The organism is Candidatus Kryptonium sp. (genome assembly GCA_025060635.1).
Lineage (GTDB): Bacteria > Bacteroidota > Ignavibacteria > Kryptoniales > Kryptoniaceae > Kryptonium.
In genome coordinates this window covers 24,026-47,334 of the sequence record JANXBN010000004.1, presented here as the reverse complement: position 1 = coordinate 47,334, position 23,309 = coordinate 24,026, and the positions used below count along the sequence as shown (strand labels likewise).

Annotated in this window: 18 protein-coding genes; 4 read left to right on the top strand and 14 right to left on the bottom strand. The window is 35.8% G+C overall.

Features of this window, described 5'->3' with window-relative positions:
- Nucleotides 1-16: 16 nt before the first annotated feature.
- The 12 genes from NZ923_06750 to NZ923_06695 form a co-directional block, all read right to left on the bottom strand.
- Nucleotides 17-1,234: a cytochrome c family protein gene (locus NZ923_06750; protein MCS7229717.1), complete on the bottom strand. Its 1,218-nt coding sequence runs from the start codon at nucleotides 1,232-1,234 to the stop codon at nucleotides 17-19.
- Between the two features lie 20 nt (nucleotides 1,235-1,254).
- Entirely contained in the window at nucleotides 1,255-2,520 is a 1,266-nt protein-coding gene (locus NZ923_06745) for a hypothetical protein (GenBank protein MCS7229716.1), read from the bottom strand.
- 49 nt (nucleotides 2,521-2,569) lie between these two features.
- A complete protein-coding gene (locus tag NZ923_06740) occupies nucleotides 2,570-2,980 on the bottom strand; it encodes a Rieske (2Fe-2S) protein (GenBank protein ID MCS7229715.1) in 411 nt (136 codons plus the stop codon).
- 94 nt (nucleotides 2,981-3,074) lie between these two features.
- A complete protein-coding gene (locus tag NZ923_06735) occupies nucleotides 3,075-3,629 on the bottom strand; it encodes a cytochrome c family protein (protein MCS7229714.1) in 555 nt (184 codons plus the stop codon).
- 65 nt (nucleotides 3,630-3,694) lie between these two features.
- Complete coding sequence (locus NZ923_06730; GenBank protein ID MCS7229713.1) at nucleotides 3,695-5,647, bottom strand: NapC/NirT family cytochrome c; 1,953 nt, start codon at nucleotides 5,645-5,647, stop codon at nucleotides 3,695-3,697.
- 6 nt (nucleotides 5,648-5,653) lie between these two features.
- Complete coding sequence (locus tag NZ923_06725) at nucleotides 5,654-7,642, bottom strand: cytochrome c3 family protein (protein ID MCS7229712.1); 1,989 nt, start codon at nucleotides 7,640-7,642, stop codon at nucleotides 5,654-5,656.
- Nucleotides 7,626-8,507 carry a cytochrome b/b6 domain-containing protein gene (locus NZ923_06720; protein MCS7229711.1) on the bottom strand — a complete coding sequence of 294 codons (882 nt, stop codon included), beginning with the start codon at nucleotides 8,505-8,507 and terminating at the stop codon, nucleotides 7,626-7,628. The genes NZ923_06725 and NZ923_06720 overlap by 17 nt, the downstream gene beginning before the upstream one ends.
- 3 nt (nucleotides 8,508-8,510) lie before the next feature.
- Nucleotides 8,511-9,551, bottom strand: a complete 1,041-nt coding sequence (locus NZ923_06715; GenBank protein ID MCS7229710.1) for a NapC/NirT family cytochrome c — start codon at nucleotides 9,549-9,551, stop codon at nucleotides 8,511-8,513.
- The gene (locus NZ923_06710; protein MCS7229709.1) at nucleotides 9,548-10,237 is read right to left on the bottom strand and encodes a cytochrome b/b6 domain-containing protein; all 690 of its coding nucleotides are present in this window, start codon (nucleotides 10,235-10,237) and stop codon (nucleotides 9,548-9,550) included. Before NZ923_06710 ends, NZ923_06715 begins: the two co-directional genes overlap by 4 nt.
- Nucleotides 10,238-10,251: 14 nt before the next feature.
- Nucleotides 10,252-10,509: a hypothetical protein gene (locus NZ923_06705; protein MCS7229708.1), complete on the bottom strand. Its 258-nt coding sequence runs from the start codon at nucleotides 10,507-10,509 to the stop codon at nucleotides 10,252-10,254.
- Entirely contained in the window at nucleotides 10,506-12,911 is a 2,406-nt protein-coding gene (locus NZ923_06700; protein MCS7229707.1) for a cytochrome b/b6 domain-containing protein, read from the bottom strand. The genes NZ923_06705 and NZ923_06700 overlap by 4 nt, the downstream gene beginning before the upstream one ends.
- A gap of 51 nt (nucleotides 12,912-12,962) precedes the next feature.
- Nucleotides 12,963-13,328, bottom strand: coding sequence for a response regulator (locus NZ923_06695; GenBank protein MCS7229706.1), 366 nt, complete (start codon nucleotides 13,326-13,328; stop codon nucleotides 12,963-12,965).
- A gap of 339 nt (nucleotides 13,329-13,667) precedes the next feature.
- On the opposite strand from NZ923_06695, the gene NZ923_06690 reads away from it, so the two are divergent.
- The 4 genes from NZ923_06690 to NZ923_06675 are packed head-to-tail and all read left to right on the top strand — an operon-like array spanning nucleotide 13,668 to nucleotide 20,620.
- Complete coding sequence (locus tag NZ923_06690) at nucleotides 13,668-17,303, top strand: tetratricopeptide repeat protein (GenBank protein MCS7229705.1); 3,636 nt, start codon at nucleotides 13,668-13,670, stop codon at nucleotides 17,301-17,303.
- Nucleotides 17,304-17,319: 16 nt separating this feature from the next.
- The gene (locus NZ923_06685; GenBank protein MCS7229704.1) at nucleotides 17,320-18,459 is read left to right on the top strand and encodes a hypothetical protein; all 1,140 of its coding nucleotides are present in this window, start codon (nucleotides 17,320-17,322) and stop codon (nucleotides 18,457-18,459) included.
- Between the two features lies 1 nt (nucleotide 18,460).
- Nucleotides 18,461-19,471: a GTPase ObgE gene (gene obgE / locus NZ923_06680; protein MCS7229703.1), complete on the top strand. Its 1,011-nt coding sequence runs from the start codon at nucleotides 18,461-18,463 to the stop codon at nucleotides 19,469-19,471.
- A 6-nt stretch (nucleotides 19,472-19,477) separates the two neighbouring features.
- Nucleotides 19,478-20,620, top strand: coding sequence for a hypothetical protein (locus NZ923_06675; protein MCS7229702.1), 1,143 nt, complete (start codon nucleotides 19,478-19,480; stop codon nucleotides 20,618-20,620).
- Here NZ923_06675 and NZ923_06670 read toward each other — a convergent pair.
- Together NZ923_06670 and NZ923_06665 are read right to left on the bottom strand one after the other, a co-directional pair.
- Nucleotides 20,617-22,827 carry a carbohydrate binding family 9 domain-containing protein gene (locus NZ923_06670; GenBank protein ID MCS7229701.1) on the bottom strand — a complete coding sequence of 737 codons (2,211 nt, stop codon included), beginning with the start codon at nucleotides 22,825-22,827 and terminating at the stop codon, nucleotides 20,617-20,619. The two genes, NZ923_06675 and NZ923_06670, sit on opposite strands and share 4 nt — an antisense overlap.
- A 74-nt stretch (nucleotides 22,828-22,901) precedes the next feature.
- Nucleotides 22,902-23,291, bottom strand: coding sequence for a hypothetical protein (locus NZ923_06665; protein MCS7229700.1), 390 nt, complete (start codon nucleotides 23,289-23,291; stop codon nucleotides 22,902-22,904).
- Nucleotides 23,292-23,309: the final 18 nt, after the last annotated feature.

Here is a 23,309-nt window from a genome sequence, read left to right as displayed (position 1 = left end):
TCGCTAAATTTTATTTTTATTTTGCTCCGTGACAATAACCACAGAAACCAAATCCAGATTTCCTTGTATTAATATGACAGCTATAACACACCGAGCCATCGTTGGTATGCCAGTCACCATTCACATCTCTCATATAATTTTTCGGATGGGTTTTGGGGTCGTTACCAAGCCCAGGATTTCTATCAACATGACACATTATGCAAGTTGGATCAGCACCCTCTGTATCATGGCAACTCATACACATCTCAATATCTCGCTTTGCAAGCTTTGCGTGTCTTCCTCCACCTGTGCCAACCCCAATTGTTGTAAAATCATTACCGCTGTGCCATTCAGGCTTAACTTGACTTAAAGCTATATTACCATTTGGAGCATGGCAACCACCGCAAAATGTTTGACGATCATGACAAACATAACAATCTTTTTCTTTAGTTTTCGCATCAATTCCATGCGTATAACGATAATTCAAATCATGCACTCTTTGTAAAACCAGCGATTGTTTACCTGAACTTTGCGGTGTAAATGGTATATTGGAATCTCCACCCGTGAGTTGAACTCTTACAAGATTAACACCATCATGACACTGTTGACAGAAATCATCAGTATGGCAAGTAATACAATTGTTTTCAGCTCCACCCGCACGAACAAATTTCTTATGCTCAGATGCAAAATCAACAACCTTATGGCTTGCTGGCAAGAGCGTAACCGTTTCTATATGACATGATTCGCATTCGTTCGTTGCTGTGCGATTATTATGACAAGTGAAGCAGTTTTCCATACTTGGTAGATGCTCAGGTGTTGCGTAGTCAACTTTATCAGCCCCAGCGTGACAATCAAGACAATTTAACTTTTGATTTTCAATGTGAAACTTATGAGAGAATATAATTTTTCTCACAGGCGCTTCATATGGGACCATGTTCTTAGTATCAGTGTGACAATATTCACAAGGCGTTGATTCCTGATCATGACAATTGAAACAAGTTTCCTGTTTAGGAAGGAGAAAATCGGATGCCTTCTCACTTGTTAAAGCGTCAGCATGGCAATCAGTACATTCGGAACCTACATTTTCTGCGTGAAATTTATGAGAAAACTTAACATTCATCCATTGTTTCACATTGTCTCCATAAAATTCCTCCCGCTCGGATGTCTTTGAATCCGAAAAAGCGACAAAAACGAAAGAAAGCGGGATCAGCAAAATTGATAAGACATAAAAAGTTAAAAGCTTCCAAATTTTCATTTCTTAAACCAAGTTAATTTTCATTTGATAAGACCGATGTTTGTAAACAACCAGTAATTGAACTTGAAGAAAATTCTGAAATCAGATTTGTAAATTCGGTTCTGGATATAGTGCGATTGAATGTCAAAAGAAATTGCGTTATTTAACTTAACATTTGCACCAAGTCCCACAACAAGATTCTTGTTCTTCTCGCCACCTTCCCAGAGTTTGTAAGAAGCGTAACTTAAAGTTGCATTCGGTATAAATTTGTTATTAAACATCGGATAATAAACTTGTGCAGAAACACCATCAAGTTCACCAGCATAGCCGAGCCGTTTCGCAAAATTAATGGAAGCATATCCCGCATCAAATCCAGCAATAATTCTTTGAGATTTGTCATCAACATAATTAACATTTGAGAAACCAGTGTAAATTCTGAGAAGATGTGAGATTCTATAGTGTATTCCCACTTCAATCTCTTTTGTTACCCCATAATTAAAAACAGCAAAAATTGAATTCACTGGGATCCTCGGATCGCGGTAATCATAGCTAGCGCTTAATTTTAATTTATTAAACAAATTAACGCCCGCTGAAACTTCGCCCCTTGAAATTTTAACATTATTAATGTCGTAATCAATTCGTGAATAAACCTCAAAAATTGAGAATTCATAATTTAGATCACCGCTGACTATCTGATATTGTGAGGAGGTCAAGTTTATTTCCTGAACGAAGACATCACCAAGGCTATCCGCGCGCAATGCTTCATAAGTTTTAGGTTTACGATGCTGGTTAAAGTAACTTAAAGATGCGTTTAATGAACCTAAGGAAAGTTTTAGTTGCCCTCCGAACATATGATTATTTCGGGGATCATCGTTAAGTGAAAATTTCTGGTTCTGTGGCATCAGGAACCCACCGTAAACATTTGCGCTCAAAAATTTCGTTATCTTTGCATTGACATAAGCTCCATCAATTGTTCCAACTCCAACCCCTGAATAAACAGCAAATCTACCAAGTTTAAGGTTGAATCGGTTGAATATATTTCGCCAGTTTAGATAAAAATTATAAAATCTCAACGCAGGATCATCGGTTTGCCTTTCTCTAAAATCATTGGAAAGATTCACAAAAGAATGCAGTGAAATGTTGCCTTTGCTTAGTGTTAACTGTGCAAGTTGGAATGCTCTGAGATGATTCGTTTTAGCTTCTGGCGTTTCATATCTTTGCCACATGTAAGCGGTTGTCGTAAGGCGAAGATTCAGATTTTGCGAGAATAAGATCGCTGGTATGAGAAGAAAAATTAGTATTTTCATCTTTGATTGATTTTTAATTTTAAAGCAAAGAACTACGATGAAATTTAATTTACATTGCTATATAAACCTCGCCTTTTTCTATGATAACTCTAAACCTGTCAAGTGGTCTTGGTGGCGGTCCTTCTATGTTTTTACCTTCAAGATCAAATTTACCTTTATGACAAGCACACCATATCGCTTTCATATCGCTACGATATTGGACTATACAGTTCTTATGCGTGCAAAAGCCCGAAAACGCCCTGAACTCACCATTTTCAAGACGAAGGAGAAGCACAGGTTTCTTATCAATTCTAATTATTTTTCCAGTATCTGGTTTAAATTCATCCACTTTTCCAATTTTTATGGGTTTCTCCTGGGATTTCAATGTTCCAGGGACGAAGATTTTAAAGAACGAATAGAAAGCACCAATGATCCCAAGTTTAACGATACCCTCTAAAAATTTGCGTCTTGATCTTATCATAATCTTTAATTTTTTTTACTGTTTTTGAATTAATCATCAAAACAAGCATACCCTTATGAGGGTATGCCTTGTAAATTATTTACAAATTGAACTTTTATTGCTTTGGCAATGGATGTGCTATTTGAGCCCATGCTTCTTTGAAATTAAATCCTTTGAATGTTGGGCTTTCCTCATTGTGACATGTTCTACATTGCTTTTCAGCGCTTCCATCAGCAACCAGCACCAAAATAAGTCCATTCTTTATTGATTCTTCTCTGCTTTGCATTATTTTCAAAGCTTTATACTCTGAACCAGGTCCATGACAAGCTTCACATTGAACACCATCTTCAATTTTAAACCTCTCCAAAAATGCCTCTTTCGGTGCACCATAACCAGTGACATGACACTTCAAGCACTCAGGTGCTTCATGTGGAGGAACTTTAATCCCCTTTTGTTGCGCGATCTTTTTTGATTGTTCAGTCTTTAAAGTTTCATAAGCTTTGGCATGTTTACTTGCTTGCCAGATTTCAAACATCTTACCTTTCTTCTCACCCCTGTGGCAAGGAGCACAAACAGAAACGCCAACATATTTGAATTTTGGAGCCCCTTGAGAAAATAGATAGTTAAAAACGAATGGAAGTATAAGCAGACTGATTAAGTATTTTTTCATTTCTCCTCCATATGTTAATTTTTGTTGTGTATTTATTTTAACAAAGGCAAATCAAAATATCAACTCTACCTTTTTCCTATGGATACACTCATCTTTCTTTTCAAATCATTAAGCACTTCAATAGTCAAGCTATAGTTGTGCAATCCACCGGCTCCGTGTCGCTCAAGTTGATTGACTATTTTTAAAATTTCATCCTTGTCTTTTTCAAAATACCTTAAGCTCAAGGCTTTAATCTCTTCAACAAATTTTTTCACATCGTTTTTCCAATCAACAGCCATATCATCATAACCAGATTCATGACAGTTAAGACACGCTTTCTCATCAGGTTTTAGAACTTTGTTATTCAAAACATGACAATCAGCACATTCAACGCCAGCTTGATGCATTACATCAGGTATATTCTTCCCCATAAAAGCTCCAATATAAATTTCGTTTTCTACTTGGTGACATGTTTTACAACCTTCAGCTGTTAAATTTTGGTGATGGCAAGAATTACATTTATCTTTTGTCAAAATTAACTCGCCATGCTTTCTCACATTTGAATGACAAACACCACATTTGATGTCTCTTTTCTGGACATGAGTTGAATGCGAAAATAAAGTGCTATAAATAGGATTAGTTATACTCTCAATCCCTGCATGGCAATTTGCACATTCTTTGGGAACTTTTGAGGAAACAAAGAAATCCGAGACATCATAATTTATCTTCGCGATTTTCAAAGCCTCAACGAGATATCTATACCCGCTGATAATTATTTGATCTGAATATTTTATATTGTGAACCGCCTTGCCTGATTCAACTATAAAAACTGCGTTTCTTGCTTTCTCAACATATTCTCTTGCTCTTGATACATTTTTCACAAGCGAATCAACGATATGAATTTGCTGTTTCAACTTATATATTTTTTCAGCGATAGATTCCTTCCATAACGCAAAAAGCTTTGTATAACCTTTCTCGTGACATGTTTCACAAGATTTCAAATGAGAACTCCTTGTTTTCCCTTTATCTGTCACATCATTATGAAAAGTATGACAACTTGCACAACTTAATCCAGCTTCAAACATAGGATCTGGTTCTCCATTTAGGCCATTGATATCTTTTCCAGCAAAAAGAAGCGTTTGAGTTGTGTGTTCATTTATATGACATGAACCGCAATCCAATTTCTCATCGGAGATTGTTTTATTGACTTTATGCTGAATTGTCAGATGACATTGAATACATTCAATTTTGTGTTCCGTAATATGAACTCTGTGAAGAAGCGTTGTATTTTCATATTGGCTTAAACGTGCATGGTCAAAATGACAAGCATAACAATTTTCCCTTGGAACGAATCCATCTCCAACTATTGTGTTAGTATGGCAATGGACACATTCAATTTTTCTCTTGACAACTTCAGAATGATCAAATCTATATTTAGCCATTTCATTTTTTGAGATCAGCTCCCAGTGATGACAAGTTTGACAATTTGATAACTTTTTATAAAGCACTAGCTCAATATCTCCATCTCTCTTAAAATGACAAAGAAAGCAGGTTGTTTCAGTAACTGTTATGTGCTCACCTTGAACAATCTGCGAATGACAGCTTGTGCATCTTAACTTCTTTCCTCGCCTCATCTCCTCAAGATGAGGAACATGATCAAAAACGACGCCCTTATAAACCACTTTTCCTTTCAATAATCGTGTGTCATGACATCCACTTTGCAGACATGATTCATCCGAAATTTCTGCCCAAGGTTTCCTTTTTGTATATGAACGAGCGAAATAATTTACAAGTTGAACAAGCCCTTCAACTTTGCCTCTCACTGTGCCAGCAAATCCTGGCGGGAAATGGCACTTCACACATGTCACATCTTTATGCGTAGATGTTTTCCAGCTTTCATAAAATGGCTCCATATAATGACAAGTTGGGCAAAACGATGGACGAGATGTAAATTCGGCAGAAAAAGCCAAAACAAACAAAGCTATGAGGATTCCTACGCCAAACTTTAAGAATATCTTATTTTTCCTTGCTGTAGTCATGGTTGTTTATTTCAAACTTCGTCTTTCCACAAATTCAAATTTTCCAATGAACCTTTCAATTTTTTGACTTAATTCATCAATAAATTGCAAATTATGAGCTCCAAAGGATCCCTCATTTTCAAACTCTCGGATCATTTTTCTAATCTCATCAAATTTCGCTATGTCTTCTTTGCTGTTGCTCGCCTTCAAAGTTCTAATCATTTCTGGGGTTAAACCATTCCACTTCGCAATTAATTCTCTAAGTTGCTTTTGCTTTCCAACAAAATCATCCACATAGCTTTGTTCGTGGCAAGCACCGCAAATTTCAGCGCTTGGCCTCGTAGGTAAATTTTTGTCTCCAGAATGACAATCTTGACATGATATTCCCGCCTGATACATAAAATCTTCAGAATCAGTTAAAAACTTACCGCGATAAAAATCAGCTTGCTTGGAATGGCAACTTTCACAATTAGATTCACTCTTGTTTGAAGACACCGCCAGATTTTTATGATGACAACTATTACAATCATTCACAAAGTCCAATATCTTACCATGCCCTGCCTGTGAAGGTTCACTACCAGTATGACAATTAACGCAATTAAGTTTAAAAAGATGTGCTCCGTGTGGGAAATTTTTACCTTTATATGTACTGTTTAAATTCTCAACCCCGAAGTGACAATCAAGACATCTTGAGTTATTTTTATAAACAACTTCAATATCTGGTTTCTTATCCCATATTTTAAGCTCCTTCTCAATAACATCAAGAAGCAAGTTTACATACCTTATATTATGAGCGCCATAACTTCCGTCTTTTTTTACGATCTCAAAATTAGCATTAACATTTTCATCATTGAACTTTTTAAGTCCAGCTCTTTTCAAAAGTCCAGCGATTTCAATTTCATTTTCAAGTTTAGAAATTCTGCCTTTAACAATTTCTTGCCATTGTTGAACAAGTCTATCATATCCCTTCCCATGGCAATCACTGCACGAACTTGGGTTAAACTCAGGCAGCTCAAAGCTTACTTCATTATGGGCTTTAACAAGTTTAACTTCATGGCAACCTCTGCAAGAAACCCCCGCAAGAAACATCGGATCCGGCAAAACCGCTACACCTTTACCACCACTTCCTGAATAAATTCTCTCTTGGACTGAATGCTTATTCCCATGGCACTCCTGGCATGTGGGTGAAAAAACCTCAAAAACTTCAACTTTGCCATGCTTTACCTCTTCATGGCATTTAGAACAGTTAATTTTCTCATTAGTTACATGAATTTGATGCATCTCCTTTGATCTAAGCGTTATTTCTGTTACATTAACATGGCAAGATGCGCATCTCTCCAATCTTACATCACCGCGTCCAACCGTAACATGGAGATGACAAGTTGAACAATCAATGTTGTTTTTTATATATTCAGAATGATTAAACGGAACTCCCCATATCATTATATCATCTTTTGGTGGACCATGACAGTTAGCACAATTAGAGATAGGCAACCCTTTCATAACTTCACCGCCTGGGAAATGGCAAAGAACGCAAATTTTGGGAGAAACCGCCTCGTGACGACCCTGGACAAGTTCAGAATGGCATGTTTGACATTGCAGCTTAAAACCGACTTTTTCTTCATTTAAATGCTTTGCGTGTGAAAATTTAACTTTTCCATTTACAAAAAATATCTCTTTATCTGCAAAATCTTTCTCTTTATGGCATTCAATGCAAGATTCATTGCTCACTTTTGAAGTGATCTCATAATTGTAAACACCAAGATAATATCTTGCTATTTCAGATAGCAATCTAACTTTACCTTTAAGATAATTTCCAACACCAGGTCCATAATGGCAGGTTATGCAATTTACCTGATTATGCGTTGAAGTTAACCAGTTCTCATAATAAGGTTTCATAAAATGACATGAACCGCAGTATTCCGGATCATCCGAAGTTCTTAAAAACAGGAAGAAAAGATAACCAAGGAAAAGTATAGATAAAGTTAAGATTATTATCTTACGCTTGCTTTTCATCTGACTTTTCCTCCTTCATAAGTTTCTCTCGCATAATTTTCTCATATTCCAGTGGATGTTCTCGTATCATTCTCTCTTTTGAAATTTTTCCCGTGAATATCGTTGGATTAAACGGGAAAATGTGCGGATTAAAATGAGCATTATACCAGTGCCACACTACAATCGCAAGAGTTGCTAACATAGCTTCATCTGAATGAGCTTCCTTTGCTATATCAAAGACAAATTTGGGAAAAATTGCAAGGAAGAAATTATGAAACCACAAAATCAAACCAGACACAACCATTATAACCATTCCCCAATAAACAGCCCAGTAATCAAATTTTTCAATGTATGAGTATCTTCCATACTTAGGTCTCTCGTTCGTCTTTCCAAGCATGTATTTTATATTTTGCCAGAAATCAAGAAAGTCCTTTTTCCGAGGTAGAAGTTCTTTGAACTCGTTCCTTCCTTCTTTTGTAAACGCAATATAAATCGTATGCCAAATTGAGACAAATATAAGTAAAACCGCACCAACTCTATGGAGAAATCTTGATACCTGTATTCCGCCTATTAAATTAAAGAATAGCTCAGCCCATTTTGACTCATGAAATTTAACAGGTAGTCCTGTTATTATCAGCAATAGGACACCGATAGCAAGTGTCAAATGCTGAAGCCGAATATTCAAGCTAAAACGAATAAAGTATTCCTCTTCTTCTTTAGCAGATTTAGTTTTCTTCTCTTCTTCTCTCTTCTTTCGTTCAATTTCAACTTTTATCTTTTCCGCAATCTCATCTTTCAATTTTTCTTTGAATTCATCGTCAAGCGTGATGCCTTTTTCCTTTTCAACTTCATTGATCAATTTTTCAGCTTCCTTTCTCACATCCATGGTTTATTCGCTCTTTTTTCTTTTCCTTCTTATATGTCCGATCAAATCAAGTATTATGTGCGTAAAAAGCCCCGCCAACACAATTACTGTGAACCACTTAAAGAATGTATAAACATAATAAACAATTCCTGAATCCTTCTCCCCAGGCAAAACATGAAATTTCCCTTTCGCAACATTTTCATTCGCCCTCGGATGACACTTTCCACAAGTTTTTGCAAGATTTGCTGGATGAATTGGGGATCTCGGATCTCGCGATGGTAAAACATTATGATATTCATGACATGAAGCACAATTAGCAGCTCTTACAACTCCAAACTTCAACGCTATGCCGTGAAAGTTTTCTTTATATGCTTCTGGATTCTTAACAGGAACACCAACCCTTTTCATTAATTTTACATCGGAATGACACTTATCACATGTCGCAACGACATTTTTAGGATTTAAGCTTGATCTCGGGTCTTCCGGAGGCAAGATATCATGCTCACGATGACAATCTGTGCAAACTGCTGCAGCTAATTCACCCTTTTGAATTCCAGCCCAATGAATTGAGTTATAGTACTCCTCTTTTGCGATTTGATGACATCTTCCGCAGAGTTCTGGGACATTTGTTTTAAAAACGCTTGAATTTGGATCTTCCGGCTTTTTGACATAATGAACTGTATGACAATCCTTACAATCTGGAGCATTTTTACCTTTTGCAAGTGCTCTTCCGTGTATACTTTCTTTATATTTTTCAGGTTTCGCTGTAACTGGAGCTCCAACGACATTACCTTCAAAGTGACATTGCAAGCAGTGGATCTTCTGAGGCTTTGTTAAATGCGGTATAACGCGGACATCAACATGACAGGAAACACAGGCAAATTTACCATGAACCGAGGTTTCATAATCTTCTTTTGAAACATAAAGCGATTTAAATTCCCCACGCTCAACAATTCCAAAATTTTTCACACCGTGGCAAATGAAACATCGCTCATTCTTGATCTGTGAAATTGAAAATTCAACAAAGAAGAGAACAAAAACTGTCAACAACCAAAACTTTTTCATGTCTTTCCACTTTCCTTATTTTTTATCTCAAGATATTCAAGATAATGATTTTCCTTGAGCCAATCTTCTGAAACATAGCCATGCCAGAAAGAAGCATTCATTGGAAAATTACCAGGTGAAAAGTGAACAAGATAAAGATGCCACAGCACAAGAAAAGTTATTATAAGCGTCGCAGTCGCACTATGTAATGCCTGCGAAAGGTCAAAAAACCACTTCGGTAAAACCCCAAAAAGATAATTATGAAACCATAAAACAAACCCACTTAGTATCATCAGCACAACAAAGATAAAGAAAGCCCAGTATTGAATTTTCTCTTTATAAGAATATCTACCATACATCGGTGGATTCTCATTTTTCCCAATGTCATATTTTACACTTTCAAGGAAATCAGCAAAATCCTTTTTCCTCGGCAACAGTTCTCTAAATTCCCTTCGTCCTTCGCTCGTAAAAAGGATATAAATCAAATGATAAATTGCTGTAATAAAAAGAAGCACTGCTGAAACCCTATGCAAAGTTCCCCTCGCTTCAAAACCTCCCTCAATGAATATCAAAAATTTTCCAAACCAGGTATCATGATACCTTAAGGCAAAACCAGTTATTATCAAAAGCACTACGCTTACCATCAAAAGGAAATGCTGAATTCTCCACGACAGAGAGAAACGCAAAATTCCTTTCTCCTGCCTCATTTCAACTCCATATTTTATTCATAATATTCAAAACTTGACCTTATTCCATCAAGGACTGAAACCTCGGATTCAAGCTCCTTTAATTTTTCTTCAAGCAATCTGCGATGTTCCTTTTCCATCTCTGCAAGTTCAAGCAAAAACTTTTGAACTCTTGGCTCGCATGCTTTTAATGAAGCCGAATAGTAATAATCAAAAGAATCTTTTTCCCTTTCAATTGCAACTTTCAAAATCTCAATCATTATGTTTTTAATTTCTTTTTCTTCACAGCTCATACAAGTTCCCCTTTTTTAATTTCTTGGAGTTTTATTTTTTCAAGTTCAAGCGGATGTTCTTTTTCCATTTCTTCCTCGGTTAAATAACCGGTGATCCAAGCAAAGTTCATAGGATAAACATCGGGATTGAAGACGACATAGTAAATATGCCAGACAATTATCGCAAGAAACGCAAGCCACGCTTCAAAGTAATGAATTGTGTTGCATACATCAACAAATGTCTTTGAAAACCATCCCATGAAATGATTTTCAAACCATAGAACAATACCAGTTACAGTCATTACTACGGTTCCCCAAATTAAAGCCCAATATTCGCTCTTTTCAATATAGTTAAACCTCCCGAACTTCGGTTTTTCCTTTGAAAGCCCAAGATTGTATTTTAAAACTTGAATCATATCTTTTATGTCTTGCGTTTTGAACATTATGTCCTTGATAAACTCACGTCCTCTCTTGGTGAAGATAATGTAATAAAGATGATAAATTGAATCAAGAACGAGCAAAACAGCTGCAATTCTATGAATTAATCCTCTATATTTGAAAACCGCTTCGCCACCTACTATGTTTCTTATAGCTATAACCCACCAAGCATCTGGGAAAGCAAGCATAAATCCAGTTATCACAAGAGTGAAGAAACTCACGAGGAGAACAAAATGCTGTATTCTTTCCTCAAGCGTCATCCTTAAATAAAGATTCGTCTTTCTCCGAGATTCATCTGTTGAATAAAATAATCCTGAATGTTTTTGCTTATACTTATCTATTGTCTTCCTTATCCAATCAAGCAGGTTATGAATGAACATTGAGCCGACGATTGATACTATTAAAACTATATAAATTGTTGATACCCAATAAATAATTTTTTCATCCGAGCTTGCAACCGTTACATGAACTTTCCCTTTCACAAAGTTTTCATTGGCTCCGGGATGACACTGTCCACATGTATTTACAAGATTTGCCTTATGAACCCGTGACCGCGGATCAGAAGAAGGTAAAATATCGTGAACCCCATGACAGCTTGCACAATTTGCCGCTTCAACATTTCCGAGACGAACATTTAAACCATGATAACTATCCGTAAATGTTTTAAACTTATCAGCAGGAAGTCCATACTTTTCAGATAGCTTTACAGATGCGTGACATTTTGAACAAAGCTGAAGTGCGACATTTCGTGGAGCAACTGGCGAGCGTGGATCATTTGGCTCAAGGATCAAATGTTCCCCATGACAATCAGTGCAAGTCGGGGAATCAAAATTACCCTTTGAAAGGGCAACGCCATGTATACTTTCATTAAAATCTTTTGATATTTCCTGATGACATTTACCACAAGTTGAAGATATATTAAGCTTATAAACTTTTGAGCTTGGATTGCTTACCTTCATCATTTCGTGTGCACCATGACAATCACTACAAACAGCTGCTTCATGATTACCAGCGTGGAACAATCTTCCGTGAATGCTATTCTCATACGAGGCTATAAAAGATGGAACATGCGTCATTCTTTTCCTTACCTCGGGATTATCAAGATGGCACTTCAGGCAAACCCCTACCTCATTTGCTCTACTTATCTTTGACTCCGCACTTGTAACCCTCATTATGTCATGCTCACCATGGCAATCTGTACAAGATGGAGCGCTTTCAAAGCCACTTATAAAAGCTTTACCGTGGTCTGATTCAAAATAATTTCTCGCTATCTGTTCATGACATTTCTCACATGTTTTTCCGATGTTTGCCCTCGCAACAGTTGAATTTGGATCACTTGCCTTCAAAATTTTATGCCCTGTATGACAATCAGAACAATTTATATATTTTGCATGGATGCTCTCTCTATATTTCAAAACAAACTCCTGATGCTCCTGAACAATTCTTTTATCACTATGACATTTAATACAAACATCTGATGAGGCAATTTTTATTGCGTGATATCCATGACAAGAGATGCAATCAGATCCTCCCTTAGAGCTAAAATGTACGCTCACCTTGTAATCTTGAAATTCCTTTGTATGACATGCCGAACATCTGCTTACAAAATTAACTTTTGATGTTTTGACCAACTCATGAGCATCTCCGTGGCAAGAAGCGCAGTTGATCTTCTTTGAATGTTTGCTTAACTCAAATCCCTTAACAGCATCTAAATGACAGGAAGAACAATTTACAGGTTCTATCTTTTCCTTGTGCGGAATCTCCTCAGGATTGAAATTCTCATGACAATCAACGCAACTTAATGAACCATGAACCGAAGCCTCAAACTTTTTGGGATCAACATAGAGGGATATAACTTTGCCATTCTTTTCCATGGTTAAGGTTTTATCATCATGGCAAGAGAAACAATCGGCATTTGTCTGCGCAGATAATCTGAACGAAAAGGTTGAAATTAAAATTACAAATATTAAAATTTTTCTTATCATAAGTGCTTAACTGATTTATTATTAAAAGGAGTGCACACTCCCGAGTTAGTTTCAAGTTGATAAACTTTTAAACTCATTTATCAAGCTTTTCAGTTCTGATATTCTGAAAAGTTTCTGACCACATCTTATGACTCGCTCATCTTCAACTTCAAGAAATTCGCTCAAAGCATAAAACGGCGCAATATAAATTATTTTCGCCTTCGGCATCAGCTTATTAACCAACATCTTTATATCAAGCTGATCCTGCTTGTATATGTTCTCGTCAATTATGACGATATCATATTTATCTTGGGACATTCTCTCGGTCATTTCTTTTCCAGACACAGCAACGGAAACATCAAAACCTTCGCGAGCGAGAAACTTAATAAGCAAGTTCCTCATTGATTCGTCTGCGTCAACAACCAAAATCTTTTTCATTTGCAATTTTCTCTATTAATTGTTTTCAAAAAAATTCCTCAATCACTATGCCAAACTTTTTTTAAAAATTTATTGATTTTTAGTAAGAAAAAAGCCCGCTTTTTCTCGGCTAATGTGGCAAAATTGCTACTTGGAAGAAAAATATTACAAAAAAATGACACGCCCATATCTATTTTTTGATATTATATCCCATTCCTCACAATCTCCCCTCTACTCAATGGTGAAAAGAAAACTAAAACCTCGGATATGTTTTGCTTAAAACTCAAATAAATGTTAAATTTTTTCAGAAAATCAAAATAAACTCAAACTGTGATGCGGAAAATTCTATTTTTAGCCCTGGTGTCAATCTTCGTTTTTTCTTTAGTACTTTCTCAAGATACGAAAGAAAACGCTGAATTTAAGCTCGCAATAAATCTTTATAATGAAGGTTTTTATGATCTCGCTATTTCACAATTGAAAAAATTCATTGACACATATCCAAATAGCCCTCAAACGCCTGAAGCACAGTTTTACCTTGGGATGTCATATTTCAAATTACGAAAATTTGAGGATGCCCAAACTATTCTTCAGGACTTTGCTTTATCAAAACCATCTCATCCAAAAGCACCCGAAGCACTCTGGAAATCTGCTGAATGTTTTATTGAATTGAAAAAATACAAAGAAGCAGGTTCGGCATTTGAGAGGATAAAACTTTTCTATCCCAAAAGTCAATTAGCATCAAAAGCACTTGTAGAATCGGCGAAATACTTTGAACTGGCAAATGATTTACAAAACACAAAAAAAGTTTTGCTTGCACTTATACAAGAATATCCCGAAAGTGAGCATTTTCACTTAGCAAGATTTAAACTGGCGGAAATTCTAACTAAAGAAGGAAACTATGAAAAAGCACTAATTGAATACCGAAAAATTTCAAACGAGGTTGAGGATAAAAACCTAAAATTTAAAGCACTTTTAAACATTGCTAAAATTAACTCTGAACTTGGAAAAAGCGAAGAAGCTGAAAGACAGCTTCTTCAAATCACATCGCAAAGCGGACTTAACCCTGAGATAACAGCTTCAGCGCATTTTGAACTTGGGAAAATTCAATCTGAATTTGGTGAATATGAAAACGCAATAAATTACATGCTCAAAGCCCAATCTATAATTTCAAATGCAAACATTACCGAGGAAATACGAAACTTAAAACAAAAAATCACACTCCAGCTTGCTAATTACTACTTCAACATCGCTGATTATCAAAACGCAATAAAACACTACACTGAACTTCTTAATAACTTATCCGAATCTGAGACGAATCCCGAATTTTATTTCAACATCGCAATTGCATTTGACAAAATTTTGAATTATCAAAAAGCAAACGAATTTTATATCAAGGTTATAAATTCCGACACAACATCAGTCAGAAAATCAACCGCATTGCTCAATCTTGCAACCAATTTTGCTCGGATTGGTGAATTCGCTAAAGCCGTTGAATTCTATAAAAAACACATTGAGCTATTCCCCACAAGCACATCAACACCATATGTCATTTTCCAACTTGCTTTGCTCTATGAAGAGAAACTTAACGATTACAAAAGAGCAATTTTCTATTACACAGACCTTCTAAATCGTTTCCCACAAAATAGATATGCAGATGAAGCAATATATCACATCGGGCTTTGTTATATGAAGCTTGGCGACGCAACCGATGCAATTTCAAGCTTTGAAACTTTGATCAAAAACTATAGCTCATCTGAATTATACGACGATGCATTGAACAAAATTGAAATGCTAAAAAGATTTCAAATAACCGATCAATCGGAACACATAGCATCAATCGCAGAAATTATTGGTGATATCTTGAATAATAAGCCTAAAAATGAAACACTGCTTAAACTTGCTGACCTTTACAATTTCAAATTGAAAGATTACTCAAATGCCCTCAAATACTACAACCTTGCGTTGTCCGCAGGAAATTTTGAGCCCAAGGTTATGTGGTACATAAACTATCAAGTCGCAAATTGTGCGTATAATCTATTTTTGGAAAACAAGATAAAAACTGACTCGGCCGTAAGCATAATTCAAAAATTCTTGAACTTTAAACCCCAAATTGAACCAGAAAAAGCTGACACCGCCATTCTTTACTTGTATAAAGTTTTAACTTACAACTCAAATCAAGAAGAAAAAAAGAAAATTGCGGAGGACTTCAAAAACAAATATCAAAACTCACGATTTTATACTTTCTTCATCATTGAGATATTAAACTTTCACTTTGCAAATCAAAATTGGAATGAGATTATAAAAATTTCCTCTGACAATTTCAACAGATTCAACCAGAACCAAATCCCCGAAGTTCTTTACAAGAGAGCTTATGCATATTATAAAACAGGTGAAAAGCAAAAATCCCTGTCAGATATAAACCTTTTGATTCAAAGATATTCCCCATCTCCCTACGACGCAAGGGCTCTTGACCTGCGCGCACAAATTTACAAGGAATTAAAGAACTATGCCGAAGCAATAAATGTCCTACGCGAAATTGAAAAAAATTATTTTTATACCGACATCGCAAAAGATGTTAAATTAAAAATCGCCGATGTTTACTTTGAGACCAGCGATTATCTAAAATCAATAAGCGAATACAAAAACTACATCTCTATCACTGAATATCCCGAATTTGAAAGGAAACCTGAAGTTTTATTTAAAATCGCATCCGCATATCATAAGATTGGAGACTTTACAAATGCGAAGAAATACTATAAACTTTATATTTCAACACCAAAACCAACACCAGGCATAACGCTTCAAGCGATGTTGCCTTTAGCTGGCGAAGCTTACTACGCTCTCGGAAATATCTACAAAACCGAAGGATTAAATGAGAAAGCAGTTTACTATCTTGAAAAGGTTGGGAAATTTAATGCTTCTCTTGGACGAAAAACTTTACTTGAATCAGCGGATTTGCTTTTTGACGAGGAGAAATATGAAGATGCCCTCAAGAAATATAATGACGCCCTTAAAAACGCAGATAACGAAAACGATAAAATTAAAATTCAATCAAGGATTATAATTTGCTATTTTAGGATGAACGATATTGATAACGCAAACAAGTCCATTAACTTGTTTAAACAAACATTTTCAAAGTTTGATATAAAAAATTATCTTGCGGAGTTTCAGATTGAATTAGGTGGTTATTACTTTAGAAACAGAAATTTTGGAAACGCGAAAAAAACTTTTGACGAGGTCATAAAAAATTACCCCAACTCAAACTTCGCACACCTTGCACAGTATTGGCTCGCAAAAATTGAAGAATATAACGGAAACATTGAATCTGCAACTAAAATAATGCTTGAACTTAACAGGAAACCGTTGGATATAGACACAAGGTTGAGAGTCAATTTATCACTTGGAAACATATATTTCAAACTTGAGAAATACGATTCCGCAACAATTTACTATAGATTTGTTGTTGATAATGCCGTAAAACCCCAAGTTTTGCAATCCGCCATGAGCAACCTGCTTGCATGCTATGAAGAACTTGGATATTATGAGCTTGCCATAGAACTTGCAAGGAAATATATTGAAAAGTTTCCAAACGCGGACGATGTAATGGACAAGAGAATAAAAATCGGTGTGATGTATCAAATGCTTGGTAATTACGATCTTGCTTTGTCGTATTTTCAAAAGCTTCTTGAAGAAGCGGACAAAAACCTTGAAGCAGAACTTCACTACTATATTGGCGAAGCACTATACTACAAAGGGGATTACGAGCAGGCGATACTTGAATTTTTAAAAGTCCCATATCTCGTCACGAAGAAAACGAAAATTGACTGGACAGCAAATGCGTTTTATATGGCTGGTCAATCATATGAAAAAATGAGAAAATATGATCAAGCTATCAATATGTATCAACAAATTATTGATAGACCGGGGATTGATCCGATTTTCAAGGCGGGCGCACAAAAAGAAATTGAGCGCGTAAGATCACTTTTGAAACAATAAAAAATCTGGTGCAAAAATGTTTGAAAAAGAAATTCAAAACATAAAACAAAAAATTCTCACCAACGCACTTGGAAGAGATCAAATTCAACTTACCGAAATAATGAGATGGGAAATACCTCAATCGGTGAAGGACTACTTCAACATATTCGCTGAGAGAATCATTATTGAAGAAGTTTTGAATTCGCTCTACTCCAAACGATTTGATCAAAATAATCCAGATTTGATCTCTACAAGAAAAAAGTTAACAACCACGCTTAAAAACTCATTGCTTTTCACATATTCAGAGTTTGAAAACGCTGTTGATAAAGCATCAAGATTCTCGCTAAACTTTGTCATCAGACCTGAATGGACGCTCACGAAGATAATTTTCAAAAACGATGAGGTCAAAACTACCGAGCAAATTTTTGATTCGCTATCAAACATCAATGAATATCCATACTACAAAAAATTAATAACTAAAATCCTTGAAAAATACCACTCAAACGAGGTAAAAGTTGACTTTTTTAAAAAGATGTTGCGAAAAATAGATGAAGAAGTGTTCAAAAATGTTCCACTAAGCGAAATGCTTTCAATAACGGAGCCAGTTTTTAAACTTTTTAAATTTGCCAATGACCTAAATTTAGTGCCAGCTGAGGCTTTAATGATCTTCTTCGCTGATAAAGGGCTTGAAAATGTCGTCAAAGAAATTGAACTTGAAAAAGATTTGCACGGCAGAACGAAATTTGCCGAATCCGATCTTGAGATCATTTTGAAAAGAGTTTTAAAACCGTCAATTATTGAAGAATCCACCCAAGATCAAGTTTCAACTTCATATTTTGATCAAAAAACCGAAATACCAGTAATTAAACCAGAAGAAAAAGTTGAAGATTTTGAACCGATTGAATCAAAACCTGACTCAAAAGTAGAAACCAAACTTCCTGATCTTAATACATTGCTTGATCAACGGAGCAAGGAGAAATTCGTTAAAAAAATTTTTAAACGGGATGAAGAAAAGTTTAGAGAAGCGATAAGCAAATTAAACTCAATTGACAATTGGAAGGAGGCCTCAGCTTTTATTGATTCAATTTTCATAACATATGAAATTGATCCATACTCGGATGAAGCTGTTGAGTTTACTGATTTTGTTTACAGAAGATATTTTCAGGGAATAAGATAGTATGCTTCTGATAGATTACGCAAAAATATATGTAAAAGCTGGCGACGGTGGAAACGGTTGTGTAAGTTTCAGGAGAGAAAAATATGTCCCCAAAGGTGGTCCAGACGGCGGAGATGGCGGAAAAGGTGGAGATGTTATCATCCGAGCAAGCAAAAATTTATCTACTTTGCTTGATTACAAATATAAAACATTCTACAAAGCGGAAAATGGAGAACACGGACGAGGGAAAAACCAACATGGTAAAGATGGTGAAGATATAATTTTACTTGTACCTTGCGGAACTGTTGTTAAAAATGCCGAAACTGGCCAGATAATAGCCGATCTTATAAATGATGGGGATGAAGTTATAGTTGCTCGCGGTGGAAAAGGAGGAAGAGGAAACGCAAGATTTGCAACACCAACAAATAGAGCCCCGAGATTTGCGGAAAAAGGAGAGAAAGGTGAAGAAAAAGAAATTGAACTTGAACTTAAACTCATCGCAGATGTAGGGCTCGTCGGATTTCCCAATGTTGGGAAATCAACACTTATCTCAAAAATTTCAGCTGCGAAACCAAAAATCGCCGATTATCCGTTTACAACGCTTCAGCCGAACCTTGGGATCGTTAAATATGATGAATTCAAAAGCTTCGTCGTTGCTGATATGCCAGGGCTTATAGAAGGTGCACACTTAGGAAAAGGGCTTGGAATACAATTCCTAAAACATATTGAGAGAACGAAAATCATCGTGATTATGATTGAATGCATAAGCCCCAATCCCGTAAAAGATTACCAAACGCTTTTGAATGAAATGAGATCTTTTTCGCAAGTTTTGATTGAAAAGCCAAGGATCGTGGCAATAACCAAAATGGATTTAGCAGATGAAAAGTTGAGAAAAAAACTTGACAAAATAAAATTTGAAGACAACATACCTGTTGTTAAAATATCGGCTGTAACTGGCGAAGGATTAAAAGAACTTATAAATTTAATGTGGACACAACTTCAAAATATAAAGCAAAAAATAAGTCCTACATAGTTAAAAATGATTGATTCACTCCATAACTCAATCTTTTACGAAAAGCCAGAAGTTGTTAGCTCCGCACCTGGAAGAATAAACCTTATGGGGGAGCATACATACCACGGGGCCGGTTTCCTCTTCTCCGTAGCAGTAAATCGTAGGACATATGTAAGTTTATCCTCAAGAACCGATGAAAAGTTCGTTGTCTATTCCGATCGGAGATTTGCAATTGAAATCTTCTCAAAAAAATCACTTGACAAAATTGAAAAAAACGAATGGATAACCCCAATAAAAGTGGTTTTAAAATCTTTCATTGATAGTGGTTATGATATTTCTGGACTTAACATATGCATAGCAACCGACATTCCACAAAATTCAGATATCGGAGATATATCTTCAACTATTGTTGCTTTGTCATTTGGAGTTAGACATATCCAGAACATTCAAATTGATGATATTGATTTACTTCATATGTGCGAAAAAGTTGGGAAATTTTTAACTGAATCTTACGAAAATATCTATGACTTCATGGCATCCGCGTTCGCACTTAACGATACTGGTATTTTAATTGATTGCAGAACCTTCAAGCACGAGTATGCCCCTATATCAAAAGGACTTAAAATTTTAATCATAGACACTGGGAAAAGAAATGAGAACGCAATATCTGAATTTATGAAAAAAGCAAAAGAATGCAAGGATGCACTTGATGTAATATCAAGCTTAAACCCACAAATTAACTCCATTCGCTCTCTCACATTTGATGAATTGAAAAAATACTCAGGTTTCATTGAGAAAAATTCAATGAACAGGATACGATACATTGTTGGGGAAAATGAACGCACATTAAACTTCGTCATTGCGTTAAGGCGACACAATCTATCGCTTGTCGGGAAATTAATGTTTGACTCTCATTTGAGTTTAAGAAACGATTATGATTTCAGCACCCCAGAGATTGACGCAATAGTTGATATATCTGCAACAATTGATGGAGTCGTAGGAGCAAAGCTTTTCGGAACCGGCTCGGGAGCAGTTGTGATAAGTTTGAAAGAAAAAACAGGCGAGGCGATAAGAATTATATCCGAAGAATTTTTAAAACTTTTTGGGAGAAAATTGAAAATCTATGTGACCTCGCCCGAAAACGGCGTTGAAGTTAGCTCAAGATATTAATTCCTAAATAGATACTGTATTTTCAAGAAAAACTCCCTGCTCGTCTGCTTAACACCATAAATCCCTCCGAAATCAAGCATATTAACAGTTGAACCGATATAAAAAATCGTAAACGGATTCAATTTAAAGCTTAACAGCGGGAAAGCTTGAATTGAACCACTGAAAGAATCATATTGAGTTATCAACCTTAAAAACAAGTTTGGATTAAACTGATAAATTCCGACAAGACCTGTGACATATCCATAATAAAACAATTCATTTGTTTTCTCATCCCTCAATTTCGCTTGTGCATACCACGCTGAAATTTCAATTTTTTCGGTTGGTTTAAGTTTAAGAGAAACATTTAAGTCCCAACCGAACCCAAGTTTCGGATCAATGGTGCGATAAATTTTACGACCATATTCACCATTCAACGATATCGTTAAAAACTTATACGGAACAGAATAAACATTCACAAAAACCCTGTGAATCCTTTCAAATTTGCGACCCCCAAAAATTTCGTCATTTACGGGAAGAAATCCCACAAACACATTCGTTTGACTTTTAAGTTGACCACCGAACCCAAATAATATCCAATTTTCCTTTCTTGTTCCAAAGTAATTAAATTTAAGTCCGCCTTCAATGAACACGAAAGCAATATCAATAATTGAGTTTTTCGGATAAAATGTGAACTGATTTTCTATTTCCACTTGCCTTATATTATTTGCTGTGATAAACCCAAGATGAGGTTGAAAAGTTGGCGAAATATCACGATATGAAATTTCAAGCGAATGATGTTTTGTGCTCCTCAAAAATTCTAAATATACGAGATTTCCAAAATATCTCTCGCCGTTGAATCCGGCATCATAATTCGTGTTTCCAAATTTTCTTCCGCTTGAGAAAAGGTTGGGATTATTTACTTCCCTTGTGATATTGTAAAGAATTTGACCTTTGAAATAATAATTTTTCCAGAAAAAATAATTCCAATCAACTCCGCCGACATAATTATAAGAACCCGTCAAATTTCTTGCCGTAAAAAGCAAACCCGCATAAGATTGCTCCCCAAAATCATATCTTAATCTTCCGACATTTACGAACGATTTTAATCCAGTTGGAACAGTTGAACTTCTCTCTTCACCAGGAATTATAAAAGGTGTTTTCTCATCAAGCGAAGACAAATAAGCAATTGTTACACCGTTTGACTTTTGCTTTAGTTTAAACGCAAAGATGGGTTTATTTATCATTCTTGAATAAAACACTCTTAAAGGAGTTTGAAAAATCTCTGCTCCTTCAAGGAAAAATGGTCTTTTCTCAGGGTAGTAAAGAGCAAAGGTGGTATTCACGCTTATTTGATAAGCATCGGATTCAACTTGACTGAAGTCAGGATTTAAAACACCCTCAATCGTTAGTTCTGGATTTGGTGAAAGTTTAAGTCCTGCTCCAGCTCTTGCCTTTACCTTTTCATTTTTAAACCCAAGCGATGGATCATTGTAATCTCTGATAAAGCCAGATTGATAACCCATCACATAAGGTAAAAACTCAACGAACTTTGATGAAGTTATTCCCTCAATGCCTACTAACCTGCCACCTTGACAAAGGAGACAAGGATTGTTTTTATCAACCGGGGTCCAAGAGAAAATAAATCTACTCTTGCGTGGATAATTTCTTCCAATTAATATATTCCATTCCTGTTTCTCCCTCGGAAACCTTAAACTTTTAAATGGAATTGCGATTTCAACCGTCCATCCAGAATCAACAATTGTTCCGGCAGAGTGCCACACAAAATCAAAAGTTATGTTTTCTGAATTTCCAACGCGCATTGCATCACCTTGAATCCCATAAGGGTTAACAGCAAATTCATACGCATTTTGATTATCTCCGTATGTATCAATTATCAAAATAACAAAATCATCTTCCCATATTCTATCCCTGTCGGTTATATGTGCTCTTATTTCGCTTGGATTTGAATCATAACAAATAAAACCGAAATAAAGATTTTCGCTATCGTAAAGAGCCATTGCAATTGTCTTTTGAGCAGATGGTTCATTATCTGTGATCTGGATTTCATATTTTAAATCAACTCTTTCCGCCTGCTCCCAAAACTTCTCGTCAAGTTTCCCATCAATTTTGATCTCGCCATCAATTTTAATAGCCCTTAATATGAATTCGTTTTGTGAATTCACAAGTTGGGCAAGGGTAAGCAAAAAAGCGAGTAGTATTCTGCTCACTGTCGCACCGTAATTTTTTTAATTAAAGATCAATAGATTAATACGGCGGGAACAGGCGGAAAGTTACAAAATTTTTATATCTCTATTACCTTTTCAATCTCCCAGTTTTCATTAACCCACAATCCTATAACTTTTTCAAAAGGTAAGCCCCAGGATTTGATTGTTTGGACGGAGAGTTTGATTTGATTTATGTGAGTATCTTTATCAACTGGATTTCCTGCGCAATCGTGATGTCCTGCTATCACAATGATTTTTGAATTGTGCTTATAAGCCGAGATCTCTGCTTTTCTTCTTAACGATTCTATAATCTGATTATCAATGTTTTTTGATAACACACCATCTGGTCCTGGTTCTGTTATCATATCAACATAATCAACTTTGTAATTTTCCTTGAGCCATTCAGTTACTGGAATTTGAGTTCTTCCGTCCATGCAATTAATAGCGGTTGCGAATTTTTGAGCCATATTTTCCGGAGCTTTTTT